Annotated in this window: 14 protein-coding genes; 6 read left to right on the top strand and 8 right to left on the bottom strand. The window is 43.6% G+C overall.

The window, feature by feature from the left end:
- The first annotated feature begins 51 nt into the window (after positions 1-51).
- From V7L05_RS11115 to arsH, 5 genes are all read left to right on the top strand, one after another.
- The gene (locus V7L05_RS11115) at positions 52-1,122 is read left to right on the top strand and encodes a PstS family phosphate ABC transporter substrate-binding protein (protein ID WP_335164208.1); all 1,071 of its coding nucleotides are present in this window, start codon (positions 52-54) and stop codon (positions 1,120-1,122) included.
- Positions 1,123-1,397: 275 nt separating this feature from the next.
- The gene (gene arsB / locus V7L05_RS11120) at positions 1,398-2,459 is read left to right on the top strand and encodes an ACR3 family arsenite efflux transporter (protein ID WP_335164209.1); all 1,062 of its coding nucleotides are present in this window, start codon (positions 1,398-1,400) and stop codon (positions 2,457-2,459) included.
- Positions 2,460-2,509: 50 nt separating this feature from the next.
- Positions 2,510-2,923, top strand: coding sequence for an arsenate reductase, glutathione/glutaredoxin type (gene arsC / locus V7L05_RS11125; protein WP_335164210.1), 414 nt, complete (start codon positions 2,510-2,512; stop codon positions 2,921-2,923).
- Between the two features lie 19 nt (positions 2,924-2,942).
- Positions 2,943-3,413, top strand: coding sequence for a phosphatase domain-containing putative toxin (locus tag V7L05_RS11130; RefSeq protein ID WP_335164211.1), 471 nt, complete (start codon positions 2,943-2,945; stop codon positions 3,411-3,413).
- Entirely contained in the window at positions 3,410-4,033 is a 624-nt protein-coding gene (arsH, locus tag V7L05_RS11135; protein ID WP_335164212.1) for an arsenical resistance protein ArsH, read from the top strand. The genes V7L05_RS11130 and arsH overlap by 4 nt, the downstream gene beginning before the upstream one ends.
- Before the next feature lie 136 nt (positions 4,034-4,169).
- Here arsH and V7L05_RS11140 read toward each other — a convergent pair whose 3' ends face one another.
- The 7 genes from V7L05_RS11140 to V7L05_RS11170 form a co-directional block, all read right to left on the bottom strand.
- A complete protein-coding gene (locus V7L05_RS11140; RefSeq protein WP_335164213.1) occupies positions 4,170-6,260 on the bottom strand; it encodes a glycoside hydrolase family 10 protein in 2,091 nt (696 codons plus the stop codon).
- A 13-nt stretch (positions 6,261-6,273) separates the two neighbouring features.
- The gene (locus V7L05_RS11145) at positions 6,274-6,429 is read right to left on the bottom strand and encodes a hypothetical protein (RefSeq protein ID WP_335164214.1); all 156 of its coding nucleotides are present in this window, start codon (positions 6,427-6,429) and stop codon (positions 6,274-6,276) included.
- A gap of 57 nt (positions 6,430-6,486) precedes the next feature.
- Complete coding sequence (locus V7L05_RS11150; RefSeq protein WP_335164215.1) at positions 6,487-7,050, bottom strand: HdeD family acid-resistance protein; 564 nt, start codon at positions 7,048-7,050, stop codon at positions 6,487-6,489.
- Positions 7,051-7,159: 109 nt separating this feature from the next.
- Entirely contained in the window at positions 7,160-7,711 is a 552-nt protein-coding gene (locus V7L05_RS11155) for an alpha/beta hydrolase (protein WP_335164216.1), read from the bottom strand.
- 60 nt (positions 7,712-7,771) lie between these two features.
- Complete coding sequence (locus V7L05_RS11160) at positions 7,772-7,987, bottom strand: bromodomain-containing protein (RefSeq protein ID WP_334948363.1); 216 nt, start codon at positions 7,985-7,987, stop codon at positions 7,772-7,774.
- Between the two features lie 433 nt (positions 7,988-8,420).
- Positions 8,421-9,275, bottom strand: coding sequence for a cyanophycinase (locus tag V7L05_RS11165; protein WP_335164217.1), 855 nt, complete (start codon positions 9,273-9,275; stop codon positions 8,421-8,423).
- Positions 9,276-9,602: 327 nt separating this feature from the next.
- A complete protein-coding gene (locus V7L05_RS11170) occupies positions 9,603-9,806 on the bottom strand; it encodes a hypothetical protein (RefSeq protein ID WP_100900450.1) in 204 nt (67 codons plus the stop codon).
- A 318-nt stretch (positions 9,807-10,124) separates the two neighbouring features.
- Between V7L05_RS11170 and V7L05_RS11175 the strand changes: the two genes are divergently transcribed.
- Positions 10,125-12,062: an acetate--CoA ligase family protein gene (locus V7L05_RS11175; protein WP_335164218.1), complete on the top strand. Its 1,938-nt coding sequence runs from the start codon at positions 10,125-10,127 to the stop codon at positions 12,060-12,062.
- Between the two features lie 151 nt (positions 12,063-12,213).
- Here the strand turns inward: V7L05_RS11175 and V7L05_RS11180 are convergent, their stop codons facing one another.
- Positions 12,214-12,780, bottom strand: coding sequence for a PadR family transcriptional regulator (locus tag V7L05_RS11180; protein ID WP_335164219.1), 567 nt, complete (start codon positions 12,778-12,780; stop codon positions 12,214-12,216).
- Positions 12,781-12,994 lie beyond the last annotated feature (214 nt).

Genomic DNA, 12,994 nt, shown 5'->3' on the forward strand with positions numbered 1-12,994 from the left:
TTTTTGAAATGATAGAGATATACTCTTGATATAACTCACAGGGGTGTGTCTATGAAGACAACAGCAAAGGAATTGGCGATGCCTGCGGCACTGGGAATGTTGGTTTTGACGACAAGTTGCACAGCAACATCCAACCCATCCGTTCAAACTCAGCAGTCAGAGAATGTGACTCAGGTAAGAGATTCTGCTAAGGCTGCAACAACAATAATTGAAATTGATGGTTCTAGCACGGTATATCCAATTTCACAGGCGATCGCTAAAAACTATCAAGCTGACTCAAAGAATCAGGTGCAGGTTGCAGTTAATATTTCTGGTACTACTGGCGGGTTTGAAAAATTCTGTGCTGGAAAAACCGATATTAGCAACGCTTCCCGACCGATTTTGAGGGCGGAGATGGAAACTTGCAAGAAAAATGGTGTGGCGTATATGGAATTTCCCATTGCTTTTGATGCGCTTACCGTCGCTGTTAATCCCCAAAACGATTGGGCAAAAGACATCACAATAGCAGAATTGAAAAAGATTTGGGAACCGTCAGCCCAAGGGAAAATCACTCGCTGGAACCAAGTACGCGCATCTTGGCCAGATCGCCCACTTAATTTGTATGGTGCTGGGAAAAAGTCTGGTACTTTTGACTACTTTACAGAAGCGACTGTAGGTAAAACTAGAGCCAGCCGTAATGACTACACAGCGAGTGAGGATGATCAAGTATTGGTGGATGGCATCAGCAAAGATCCAAATGCTTTAGGTTACTTTGGCTATGCCTATTACGAAAAATCCCAAAATAAATTAAAAGCGCTGGCAATAGACAACGGCAAAGGTGCAGTCCTGCCATCACGTCAAACTGTAGAAAAAGTTCAGTATCAGCCCCTTGCTCGACCTTTGTTTATCTACGTTAATTTTCGGGATAACCAAAACAAAAAATTAGTAAACAAATTTGTAGAATTTTACATTTATAAAGCACCAACAATAGCAAGTGCTGTGGGCTATATACCTTTACCAAATGATAGCAAACACCTCAATTATGTTCACTTGTATGAAGGCAAAGTGGGAACAGTATTTGGAGGAAAAACAGAGATGAACTTGACAATTGGGGAGTTGTTACGGAAGGAAGGACAGTTTTAGGTATGGACAATCATCCAAACCAAGAAACTTGTTCATGATCAAACTTTGAATAATGTAATAGGTTGTTTGAAAAGTCTAATTTATTACTCACCGGGCGACTGGAAGTCGCGGCTACACGAGACTTTACCCACACAACGACCGCGCTCAGTGACCGCCGACCTGGGTTAAAAAGCCTTGATTTTGTATTAGTCCAAGTCGGTGGACTTTGCTTGTGTAGTAGCAAATTCTATTCGCCCAATAGTTTCAAACATCCTCTAAGCTGTATGAACTCCGTAATGAACAAAAAGACTTCAAAACGCCTCTCCTTTATTGACCGCTTCCTGACCTTGTGGATTTTTTTAGCAATGGCTATCGGTGTTAGTCTGGGCTATTTCTTTCCGGGAGTAGAAACGTTTATCAATCAGTTCCAGGTGGGAGCAACCAATATACCGATCGCCATCGGGTTAATTCTAATGATGTATCCGCCCCTAGCTAAAGTGCGATATGAAGAATTAGGGGATGTATTTCGCAACGGAAAAATTCTTGGTGTGTCACTAATTCAGAATTGGATCATTGGGCCAATTTTGATGTTTGCTTTAGCGACTATCTTCTTACACGGTTATCCAGAATACATGACGGGATTGATTCTGATTGGATTAGCTCGATGTATTGCAATGGTAGTTGTGTGGAGTGACTTGGCACGAGGCAATACGGAGTACACAGCTGGATTGGTTGCCTTCAACAGTATCTTTCAGGTCATCTTTTATAGTCCTTATGCCTGGTTCTTCATCACTGTACTGCCGCCACTATTTGGGTTACAAGGCAGTGTTGTTAATGTCAGCATTGCCGAGATTGCCAAAAGTGTGTTTATCTATCTTGGTATTCCCTTTTTAGCTGGATTTTTCACTCGTTACTTCTTAGTAAAAGTGAAAAGTAAGCAGTGGTATCACGATGAATTTGTGCCTAAAATCAGCCCGATCACGCTGATTGCTTTGTTATTTACAATTGTGGTTATGTTCAGCTTGAAAGGGAATTTGATTGTTCAAATTCCCTTAGATGTGGTGAAGATTGCAATTCCGATGATCATCTACTTCGTCACCATGTTTCTGGTCAGCTTTTACATGGCTTGGCGGATTAAGACAGACTATTCTAGAGCCGCAAGTGTAGCGTTTACATCGGCCGGAAATAATTTTGAACTAGCGATCGCAGTTGCGATCGCAGTGTTTGGCATTAATTCGGGTGTTGCTTTTGCCGCCGTTGTCGGTCCTCTGGTGGAAGTCCCTGTACTGATTGGTCTTGTTAATGTTGCTTTCTGGTTTGAAAAACGTTATTTTTTGCCATCTGAATCGAGGTCTTAAACCCTTGAATTTACGATAAATTTAGTCAGATTATTTGGAGAAGTTGAACCATGAAACGTGTCATGTTTGTCTGCAAAAAGAATTCTGCGCGTTCCCAAATGGCAGAAGGTTTTGCTAAAACTCTTGGTAAGGGAAAGATTGAAGTGATAAGCTCTGGGTTAGAAGCAAGTATTATCAGACCAGAAGCGATCGCTACCATGAAAGAAATTGGTATCGACATTACCGATCAACACTCCAAACCCCTGAGTGATTTCCAAGCGCAAGACTTTGATGTAGTGATTTCTTTGTGTGGCTGTGGCGTGAATTTGCCGCCGCAGTGGGTGACACAGGAAGTATTTGAAGACTGGCAGTTAGATGATCCAGCAGAACAACCGGAAATTTTTCCGAGAGTCCGCGATGAAATCAAAGAACGGGTGACTCAATTGATCGAGTCTGTCAATAAAGAAATTATACCTGTTCAATAAAGATTACAACGTTAAACCAATGGAGCAAGAAACAATTCAACCAATTTCAGAGAACCTGTGGTGGGTGATTCCAGGGAAACTAGGAGGGGTTCGCAAACCCACGGCTGATGAACTCCCAGCATTGCAAGCGAGTGGAATTGGTGCGATCGTCTCCGTTATGGATGATCCTTCTAACCTAGATTTGTATCAAAAGGCAAATATTCCTCATCTCTGGTTGCCAATCAAAGGTGGCACTGCACCCAGCTTAGAGCAGCTTCAGGAATTACAAAACTTCATTGACAGTCAAAAAGACATTGGTAACGCTGTTGCAGTTCATTGCACCAGTGGGAGGCGGCGGACGGGAACAATGCTGGCTTCTTACCTGATTTATACTGGCTCGTCTTATAACGATGCAATAGAGAAAATCCAACACGCAAATCCTGATGTCGAATTACGAGAAGCCGAAAGCACCTTTTTGCGAGAGTTGGAGGAGAATAAGCAATTACCATGACGACATTTGACCATCCCCCCAGAATTTTATTTTTGTATGGCTCCCTGCGTGAGCGTTCCTATAGCCGCCTCTTGGCAGAGGAAGCAGCACGCATCATTGAAGAATTTGGAGCAGAGGTGAAGTTTTTCGACTCGCGTGAACTGCCAATCTACGGCAGCGTACCTGACACTCACCCAAAGGTGCAGGAGTTGCGCGAATTAAGTCTGTGGTCAGAAGGGCAAGTCTGGTCTAGCCCAGAGCTGCACGGCCAGATTTCTGGCATGATGAAAAACCAGATTGATTGGATTCCCCTGACTATGGGAGCCATGCGTCCGACTCAAGGCAGGACTTTGGCACTCATGCAAGTGAGCGGTGGATCGCAGTCTTTCAACGCCCTCAACACATTAAGAATTCTTGGGCGCTGGATGCGAATGTTCACTATCCCCAATCAATCTTCAGTGGCTAAAGCATATCAGGAGTTTAACGAAGACGGCACTATGAAGGATTCGCCCTACCGCGATCGCGTCGTCGATGTTATGGAAGAACTTTACAAGTTTACTTTGCTATTGCGTGACAAAGTTGATTATCTCACAGACCGCTATAGTGAACGTAAGGAAAAAGCTGCCAAAGAGAAAACCTAATCAGTAATGATTAGAATCCCCGTACCTTTAGGTTAGGGAGAACGTCAAAACACCATAATAGCGATGTCTACGATGGTCCCTGAGCTTTGTCGAAGTGCGGGCTGTTCGGTGACGCACTCATAGGCAGCCCTTTGGTTCAACTCACTGTAATAACTGTTCCCACACTCTCATTCGCCAATCTATCTACTGCACACACGGCATAGGTTCCCGCTAGTTGGACAGTAGCGAAGGTTGTGCCAGCAGATAAAATTCGCCCAATTGTCCAAGTATCGGCACTCAGCCGATAAAGTGTCCAAGAACGAACTGGCTGATTATCTCCGGGCTGCCAACTCAGTTTGCGGTTATTAACTTGTAGTCCAATGGGTGGAGGGAGTGGTGTTGTATCCTGCCAAGACAAAGTTGGCGGTAATGCAGGTTTGTTATAAAGCAGACTTTGGAATTTATCAGCAATGCCTTGACTATTTTCCCTCAAAACACTGAGATTAAAGAAGATATTCCCCAGTGACAACTGTCCAGCTTGGCTACGACTAATTTTTACCTGCTTTTCAATCTCATCACTCTCCCGACTCTTGTTGCTTGGTTCTGTCAGATTGTTCCCAGCGTAAACGTGTCTTTGCTTTGTATTTACCTCTGTCCACCACTTTAGCAACGCCGAATAACTTTGTTGGGTTTGATCTGTGCGCCAGTAAAGTTGAGGAGCAATATAATCAATCCAGCCTTGTTCTAACCATTTCTTCGAGTCAGCATACAGCACATTGTAAGCATCCAACCCAGTAATCCCAGCAGGTTGTCCGGGGCGATAAATCCCAAAAGGACTAATACCAAATTTTACGTCGGGTTTGGTTGTTTTAATCCCCTGCCAGAGGCGCTGTACCATTTTGTTAACGTTGTCCCGTCGCCAGTCGCCAAGGCTGAGTGTACCACCGGTTGCTTTATATGCAGCGTAGGTTTTATCATCGGGGAAAGACTGTCCCTCGATGGGATATGGATAGAAATAATCATCTAAGTGAATCCCATCAACATCGTAGCGCTTCACTACGTCGATAATTACGTTGTAAGCTCTGTCCTGAACTATTTTCAGTCCTGGGTCCATCCAGCGTTGAGTTTTCCACAAATAAACGCTTTCTGGATTGGTAACTGCTATGTGGGGACGGACAGTTTTGGCTGGGTCGGTGGAAGTGCTGGCGCGGTAGGGGTTAAACCAAGCATGAAGTTCAATATTGCGCTTGTGACATTCTGCGATCGCAAACGCTAAAGGATCATAAAATGGTTCTGGTGCTTCACCCTGAGTTCCTGTAATCCAAGCACTCCAAGGCTCTAATTTGGATTCATATAAAGCGTCTCCCTCCGGTCGCACCTGAAAGATCAGGGCATTGAAGTTGAGCGCTTGTAATTTAGTAATAATCTCGCTGAGTTCAGCTTTTTGTTGGGCAACAGAAAGTCCCGGTTTGGAAGGCCAATCACCATTCCACACAGATACTACCCATGCCCCCCGAAACTCCCGGCTATGATTTACCCTAACACTACCGACAGGTGTGGGCGTGGGTGTTGGTATGGGCGTGGGTGTTGGTATCGGTGTTAGTATGGGCGTGGGCGTTGGTGTTGGTGTCGGTATTGGCGGCTGCACTAGGTAACTAGAAGCAATTTTTTCTGCCTGACCTAAAAACACCAAAGCTTGATAAATAATCACTGCCACATCTGCACGCGTGGCTGCGAGATTGGGATTAAGTAATTTCAGATTTGGGAAACTAACCACCAATCCAGCCCTAGTCGCAATAGCTATGTGATTTCTACCATACCCAGGAATCTGAATAGAATCTTCATAAATTTGTGGCAGTGCTGAGAGAAGGTCAGGTTTCACTTTGGTGGCAATTTCTAAGCCTGCTACCAAGGAAACGAAAACTTCTACTCTAGTAATTCGGTTAGCGGAACGGAAGGTATTATCAGGAAACCCGCTAATAAATGCTTTTTCGTAAGCTGCTTGAATGGCCGCTGCTGCCCAATAATTAGTGGGTACATCAACAAAGGGGACATACTGCCGCTTCTTGGCAACTGTGGGAAATGCCTTAGCAATTATGGCGGCAAACTCAGCGCGGGTGAGTGAGTTATCGGGGCGATAAGTCTGATTCGGCAATCCACTGACAATACCACGTTGGGCTAAGGCTGTAATAAATAAGCGTGCCCAATGGTTTTGAACATCCGAGAAGGGAGGAGTAATAGATACCATTGATGAAAAGCAGCTAGCTGGCCTTGATTTTGATTTCCTTAGTTAATTTAGCAATATTCACAGCGATCGCTGCTGCAATGTCTTTTGAAGTTTGGGCATGGGGCATTGGGCATGGGGCATTGGGCATGGGGCATTGGGCATGGGGCATTGGGCATGGGGCATTAGGCATTGGTTATTCTCCTTGTCTCCCTCATCTCCCTCATCCCCACCTCCCCACTCCTATCTACTAAGCAGTTTGGTCAGAAGCATTCGAGGTAGAACGCGCATTCAACGACAGCATCACCCGTGAAATGCCAGTGAAAATAATGCTGACACCAACTAGTGTCCCAAGCAGCCAGGGCGCATTGAAAGGCCACTGGAACCAAATCATTGCACCTAAGACCAGCGTAATAATGCCATCACCTAGTATCCACGTCCAATTCTGTTGCGGACGTAACTGGAATGCCAGAATTAACTCAAATGTGCCTTCAGTTAGCAAAAAAGTGCCAAGCAATAGAGTCAGTGTCAAAACACCCGTATAAGGGTAAACAAACAGCATTATACCGGTTGCAATATAGAGTCCGCTCAAGAGAAGCTTCCAAATAAAACCGCCTCGATCGCGGGTTTGAGTGGCATAAACTAGTTTTGTAAATCCGGCGAAAATCAAAATCGCTGCAATCCAAGTTTCGGCGAATATGGTGCTGAAATTAGGGACTGCGATCGCAGTAATCCCCAAAATACTCAGGAGAACACCAGTTATCAGTGACCCATTAATATTCTTGTTAGGATCTCTAGAAATGTCGGTTGTCATAAAAATCTTTTCCCTATTCTTAAACTCAACTCTACATTTAGGTTAGGGAATTTCTGAGTAACAGGGTATGAACCCTAAGATAGACTCATCAGTATTAACTTAATCCTGATCATAAGAGTTCTGCAAGATTGCTTAGGCGTTCATAAACAGCAATGAGACGATCGCCTTCAAGTTCAACAGAAGTATTTGGATAATTCTGAATGGCTCCAAGCAGTGTAACTTCACCCTTTTGTTTAATAGATGCACTTAAAGCGCTTCGCAACGCCTGCTGATCTAGTTGTCCTGCGGGAGGGTGAACTACTTCACCAATTTGGTTAACTAAAATTGGCCCAGCCCAACTAGACAGTAAGCTATTTAAAAAGGCAGGATCGGCTTTGATTGGGGCTTTCAGTGCCTTACGAGCTAATGCGGGGTCTTGTTGAGCCGCCTGCAAATAAGCCGTTAACGTCGGGGTAGTCTTGCCCGTTTCTGTAAACTGACTTAATTCTTCAACAGATATTTGCCCCTGAAAAGTACCATACTTTAAAACAACTTGCTCGGCAGCATTAGCATTAGTACTTGAGAATAGAACAATAGCGCCTATGCCTAAAGCTACTGTTTGAGTGAGTAACTTAGTGAAGTTCCTATTGTTTAATCGATTGAAAAGTTGATAAATCTGCATTTTGTCTAAGTTGATAATGGTGCGGAGTGTACATAGGCAAAAAACGCCTATGTTTTAGTATTAAGCGCTTTCATTAGGCGAAACAGCATGAGGTAGTATTGATTTATCTTCGTCTAAAGTTGGCGCAGGTAGTCCCAAATGCTTCCTTGCAGATTCTTCAGCTAGCTTTCGATCTTGCTCGTTCTCGAACTGACTCTCATCTAACAAATGAGGGTTTTTTGCCGCTTCATCTCGGCTTGGTCGATAGCCATTTTTCCATCTGTACTTCCAGTCCATAATTTGAAAAGCAGATATACTGCAATTTTATTTCCTAGTTCTTCATCGTAGGCGTTTCATAGAAAATGATACTCCTGCTATAGGTTGAAGAGGCTGATTCAGAGGGTACAAATTTAACATAATCTTAGAGTAAGAATACTCTAGTGGGCAGGATTTGCTAGATTAGCACCCTGAGAACAAGTTATGAGTGGCTCGCAAATATAAAATCCAGCAATACTGTAATTCCCCTTTTCTGGTGAAAAAGCGGGGCTATATCCCCTATTCCTGAGAGTACTTGGGAGGATATTGTCACTAATCTACAAGTATTAATTAATTATTTATAGCGTTTCCTAATCATATAAGGTAGATCATAATCCCCTCCTCGCTTGCGGGGAGGGGGGTGGGGTTCTTGGCCGAGAACCGCTATATTCAATTTAAACGCACCTACTAAAAGTTAGTTGTTGATTAAACCAACAGGTAGAGAGACATTTCCCACAGAGGAATTATTTAGGATAGGCTGGCGAGTGTTCAAGTCAAATTTGAAGCCATGTGGCAAAATATGAAGCTTTGCTCCGCAAATCGCCAAAGGCTCATCCTTCAAAATTTCGCCCATATTGTTATATGTAGCATCTGATTCATCAACAATCGTAACCGCACCTTCACCAATCACTTCAATTTGGTTATTTGTCACTACCATAGCGGTATTTTCGTCAATACCGAATCCCAAAACAGCAGGCTGTAGTATCAAAGCTGATATTAAGCGTCCCAAGCGTCCGCGCTGGGAAAAATGCTGGTCAATTACCACCCCTGGTAGGAAGCCTAGACCGGGGCCCATTTCGACAGCTTCAATCCGCGGATGTGTTTCTGAGTCGCCTTCCACAATCATTACGTCTGGCATCACGGCAGCTCCGGCGCTTGTGCCTGCGATAACTATACCTTCAGAAAACCGTTTGTGCATCGCCGTATCTATTTCGGTGTCTTTGAGGATACTGGTAATGCGAGCCTGGTTTCCCCCAGTAAAAAATGCCCCAGTTGCTTTATTAATTGCTTCCAATGCGGTAGATGAAGATGCATCTTCGCGGGTTTCTGTATCAATAATGCGAACATTCTCGGCTCCCAGCCGTTCAAATACTCTAATATAATTTTCTCCCACTTCTCTTGGTAATTCTGTCGCCGCCGTGATAATTACAATGTGCGCCTTCGTACCCCCAGCGCGTCGCACAAAGTCCCGCAGAATTAGGCAATCTCCATCCTTGTCTTCAGCTCCCCCAATAATTATCAACTGCCCTTTGGTATTACTTTCCACCATGATGCCTCCTGATTTGAGTTAATAAATTTCACTAAACCATGACAATTAAAAGTATCAAACCATCCCTTTGGTAGATTACTTGATAGAAGTAGGATTAAAATTTGCGTAGACGCAAAGCGGCTTGTCGTTAGACATCGCAATCAAACCAAGAGATTTTTCCGAGAAAGTTTACTTCATAAAATTCACAGTGCCAACTGCCTCTAGAGAGATTTTCTTTTCTAGAGGCATTGTTGACTATCTTGCTAATTGATTGGAAATTTATGGTGCGATCGTGAGTGATTGCGATTAACTCTAGCTGAGTGCAATTAGATAATCTGATGGCAAGTCCTAATGAATGCGACTTCTGTAAAGCAAGTTAGTTAAGAAAAAACGTGCTTGTTCTAGTGGGAGATGCCTGGGTTTGCCTTGGTAGACAATTTGATACTCATTTATGTCTGGGCCATCACCATGCCCAGAGATCAGCTTTTGGTGAAAAGCTTCCTCAGCAAGTTCTCGAATTTCATCTCTTAGAGCAGCTTGTGTGCTATTCATAACTTTGCTGTCTTTTTAATACCCCACATTTATTTATACAGATTTTTGGGTTGGTGTTGCACCTTTCAAAGGTTATATATTTGACTAATCATGAGGATGAATTGACTGTTCTTTATTATTTACTGAAGAAAGGGGGTTTAATTATGCCTTGAGATAGTTGAAAATGCTTACTAATAGAGTTACGGTGGATTCTGAATTAGAGCAATGGCTTTGCCATCACTCTCCAAAATTAATCTGAATCAATCTACAATCAATAAGTCTGAGTAACCATAATTCAGCATCTCAATTTCAGGGTGTTTAGCCAAAGGTTCGTAATCAATGGTTCTACAAAAAAGCAGTGATTTAGTCCGCATTAATGCTAGAAGAACGGACGTGTTTGATATTTTCAACTTCAAGCATTATATTGGGCCCAACCCCTATTTAGATACAGGGGCGCTAGTATTTGACTTTGCTTTAGTTGAGTCTAGAGAGCCATTGCCCATTGAAGATTATATTGCCAGAATTGGCACAGACGCAGAACGGCTTGTCGAGAGACATCACTATCGACACTTGTCCAGCCAAAGCTACGAATCTTATGCCCATCTATTTGCCCAAGTTGTGTCCGAAGTCGGAAAGCTGGACATGGATTTGCACCTTAACCGTTGGAGTGTCAAGCCATATCCAAATTGCGCGCGGATTAGTGTGCAATCGCTACATGAACGCACAACTAGGGAGATAGTTTATTTTGTTTGGGATTGGTTTGAAGCCATTACCCAAGACGAAGACTTTAGCTTTGATGAGCAGCTAGTGAAGCTGCAAAATAGATTCCGCGCATCGGTCTATGGTGGCCCCACGGTTTACGCCCTATTGCGAACAGCCTACGAAAAAGGTATTCCCGCCTTTTATTTGCGGGAAGAAGGATTGATGCAATACGGCTTGGGAAAAAAACACGTCCGGGGGGTAGCAACAACATTTAACTGTGATAGCCATCTAGATTCGGAGTTCACCACCCGCAAAGATGACTGCAAGGCATTTTTAAAGACTTTGGGTTTCCCAGTACCTGAAGGTGATATCGTCTTTTCCGAGAAGGAAGCTGTAGTGGCAGCCAGACAAATTGGCTACCCAGTGGCAGTTAAGCCGGTGGTGGGTCACAAAGGAATTGGTGTCACGGCTGACGTGCAGGACTCAAAAGAACTGGAATCTGCTTATAATAGGGCACTGGCAGCGATTCCCGAAGATCAGCTAACCCGGATAATTGTTGAGAAAAGTATCTCAGGATCAGATTTTCGCTTGTTGTGTGTGAATGGTAGATTTGTTGCTGCCACAGAACGCCGTCCAGCATCGGTTGTTGGTGATGGGTATTTAACACTTGCAGAGTTAATCCGCCAAGAGAACCGCAAACCTGCACGTTTAGACACGCCAACCTCGCCGATGAGTAAAATTCAGATAGATGAAGCGATGGAACTCTACCTAGAGGAACAGCGCTTATCATTAGACAGCGTGATTGAGAAGGGACGCACTGTTTACTTGCGTAAAGTCGCCAATCTTTCAGCCGGAGGTATAAGCATCGATGCAACCCAGACAGTTCATGATGACAATATTATTTTGGCGCAAGATATTGCTCAACATTTCCAGCTAACTTGCCTGGGGATTGATGTCATGGCCAAAAGTCTCTCAGAATCTTGGAAGTCCAGTAACTTGGCCATTTTGGAAATCAATGCTGCACCAGGCGTTTTAATGCATCTTAAACCTTCTGTTGGTGAAAGCGTTGATGTGCCTTCTCATATCTTAGAAACCTTTTTTGAGTCGGGTACAGATGCGAGGATACCAATTATTACCTTTAATAAAATCTCAGTTGAAGAACTGCAAGCAACGATTGACCATATCCTTTTGCAACATCCCAACTGGACAATAGGCGCTATTTGTCGTGATGCAGTTTTTGTGAATCGCTCGAAAAAAGTATTAAGCAAAAATTACAACAGCAATGTCCAAACTTTGCTGCGTCATCCCAAACTTGATTTGCTGATTGCTGAGTATGGGGAAGACATCCTCAATGAAGAGGGTATGTTTTACCAGAGTAGTAATATCGTAGTTTTGGATAATCCCACCGAAACTGAGATGATGCTAGTGCGGGATGTTTCCGATGGTTCTACTGTGGTGATTAGAAAAGGCAATGGCATTTCTGTGCGTCGCAAAGGGTTGATTGAAGATTATACTTTGGGTGAAGAAGAACCATTTACACGGGTTTATTTGAAAGAAACTGGAGCGATTTTGTAAGCTATAGTGGTTCTCGCTTGAGTGAGGTACAAGAACCCCACCCCCAACCCCTCCCCGCAAGCGAGGAGGGGAGTATGATGTATCTTGTATGATTAGGAAACGCTATAAGTAAATAAACGCTCAACCAAATATTTCTGAATCCAAGGGTTAGTCAAAGAATCTGGTAATGTGATAGAGATGGCTTTTGATGATCGATAACATTGATTGCTATTTTCAACCAATCAATATAAGTCTGTTCTCTTCGGATCACTAACTCCAGCACGAGCCTTTGCATCATCTGCTCACGGTTGGCAGACTCATCATTGAGTGATGGCAAATCGATGGTTTCACATTCAGCAAGCTTTTTGCTTCGAGCCGCCACTTGTTGCTCCAGTAGTTGAATTATGGTTTCATTCGACAACTGATCTGCAAAATGTAACTGGAGGAGCAAAGGTTCTCGGATAGTCGGTAAGGGCTGATGAGTCCCAAGCCATCGGGCAAATTCGGCTTTCCCTGGCTCCGTCACACTGTAGACTTTGCGGTTGGGGCGATCGCGCCCAATCTCAATCGTACAGGTAATCCAGCCTTGCTCAACTAGCTTATCAAGAGTTCTGTAAATTTGTGCCTGGTCTGCTGGCCACAAATGGGCAATGCATTGATCAAAGCAGCTCGTTTTCAGGTCGTAGCCTGTCATTTCTTGCTGCTGAAGAAGACCTAGAATTACATACGCTAGCGACATGAAGACTGTTTTCCCATAATTGACATTTTCTCGATCGGTTCTACACTATGTACTTCTTATAAGTTTATGCTAATATATGATTAATCCAATATAAGATATAACGGTTATAAAAAGATATGTTGATTATAATGCTTCTTAGCAAGGAAACCAAATACATCAACTGAGGTTGGGCAGATGGCTAATGGTGCTATTTGTACAAGACAGTCAGGAAGTG

Origin of the sequence: Nostoc sp. (assembly GCF_036917755.1) — a bacterium.
Lineage (GTDB): Bacteria > Cyanobacteriota > Cyanobacteriia > Cyanobacteriales > Nostocaceae > Nostoc.

Coding starts and splice junctions, on each gene's coding strand:
- V7L05_RS11115 (WP_335164208.1), top strand. CDS start 52: ATGAAGACAACAGCAAAGGAATTGGCGATGCCTGCGGCACTGGGAATG.
- arsB (WP_335164209.1), top strand. CDS start 1,398: ATGAACAAAAAGACTTCAAAACGCCTCTCCTTTATTGACCGCTTCCTG.
- arsC (WP_335164210.1), top strand. CDS start 2,510: ATGAAACGTGTCATGTTTGTCTGCAAAAAGAATTCTGCGCGTTCCCAA.
- V7L05_RS11130 (WP_335164211.1), top strand. CDS start 2,943: ATGGAGCAAGAAACAATTCAACCAATTTCAGAGAACCTGTGGTGGGTG.
- arsH (WP_335164212.1), top strand. CDS start 3,410: ATGACGACATTTGACCATCCCCCCAGAATTTTATTTTTGTATGGCTCC.
- V7L05_RS11140 (WP_335164213.1), bottom strand. CDS start 6,260: ATGGTATCTATTACTCCTCCCTTCTCGGATGTTCAAAACCATTGGGCA.
- V7L05_RS11145 (WP_335164214.1), bottom strand. CDS start 6,429: ATGCCTAATGCCCCATGCCCAATGCCCCATGCCCAATGCCCCATGCCC.
- V7L05_RS11150 (WP_335164215.1), bottom strand. CDS start 7,050: ATGACAACCGACATTTCTAGAGATCCTAACAAGAATATTAATGGGTCA.
- V7L05_RS11155 (WP_335164216.1), bottom strand. CDS start 7,711: ATGCAGATTTATCAACTTTTCAATCGATTAAACAATAGGAACTTCACT.
- V7L05_RS11160 (WP_334948363.1), bottom strand. CDS start 7,987: ATGGACTGGAAGTACAGATGGAAAAATGGCTATCGACCAAGCCGAGAT.
- V7L05_RS11165 (WP_335164217.1), bottom strand. CDS start 9,275: ATGGTGGAAAGTAATACCAAAGGGCAGTTGATAATTATTGGGGGAGCT.
- V7L05_RS11170 (WP_100900450.1), bottom strand. CDS start 9,806: ATGAATAGCACACAAGCTGCTCTAAGAGATGAAATTCGAGAACTTGCT.
- V7L05_RS11175 (WP_335164218.1), top strand. CDS start 10,125: ATGGTTCTACAAAAAAGCAGTGATTTAGTCCGCATTAATGCTAGAAGA.
- V7L05_RS11180 (WP_335164219.1), bottom strand. CDS start 12,780: ATGTCGCTAGCGTATGTAATTCTAGGTCTTCTTCAGCAGCAAGAAATG.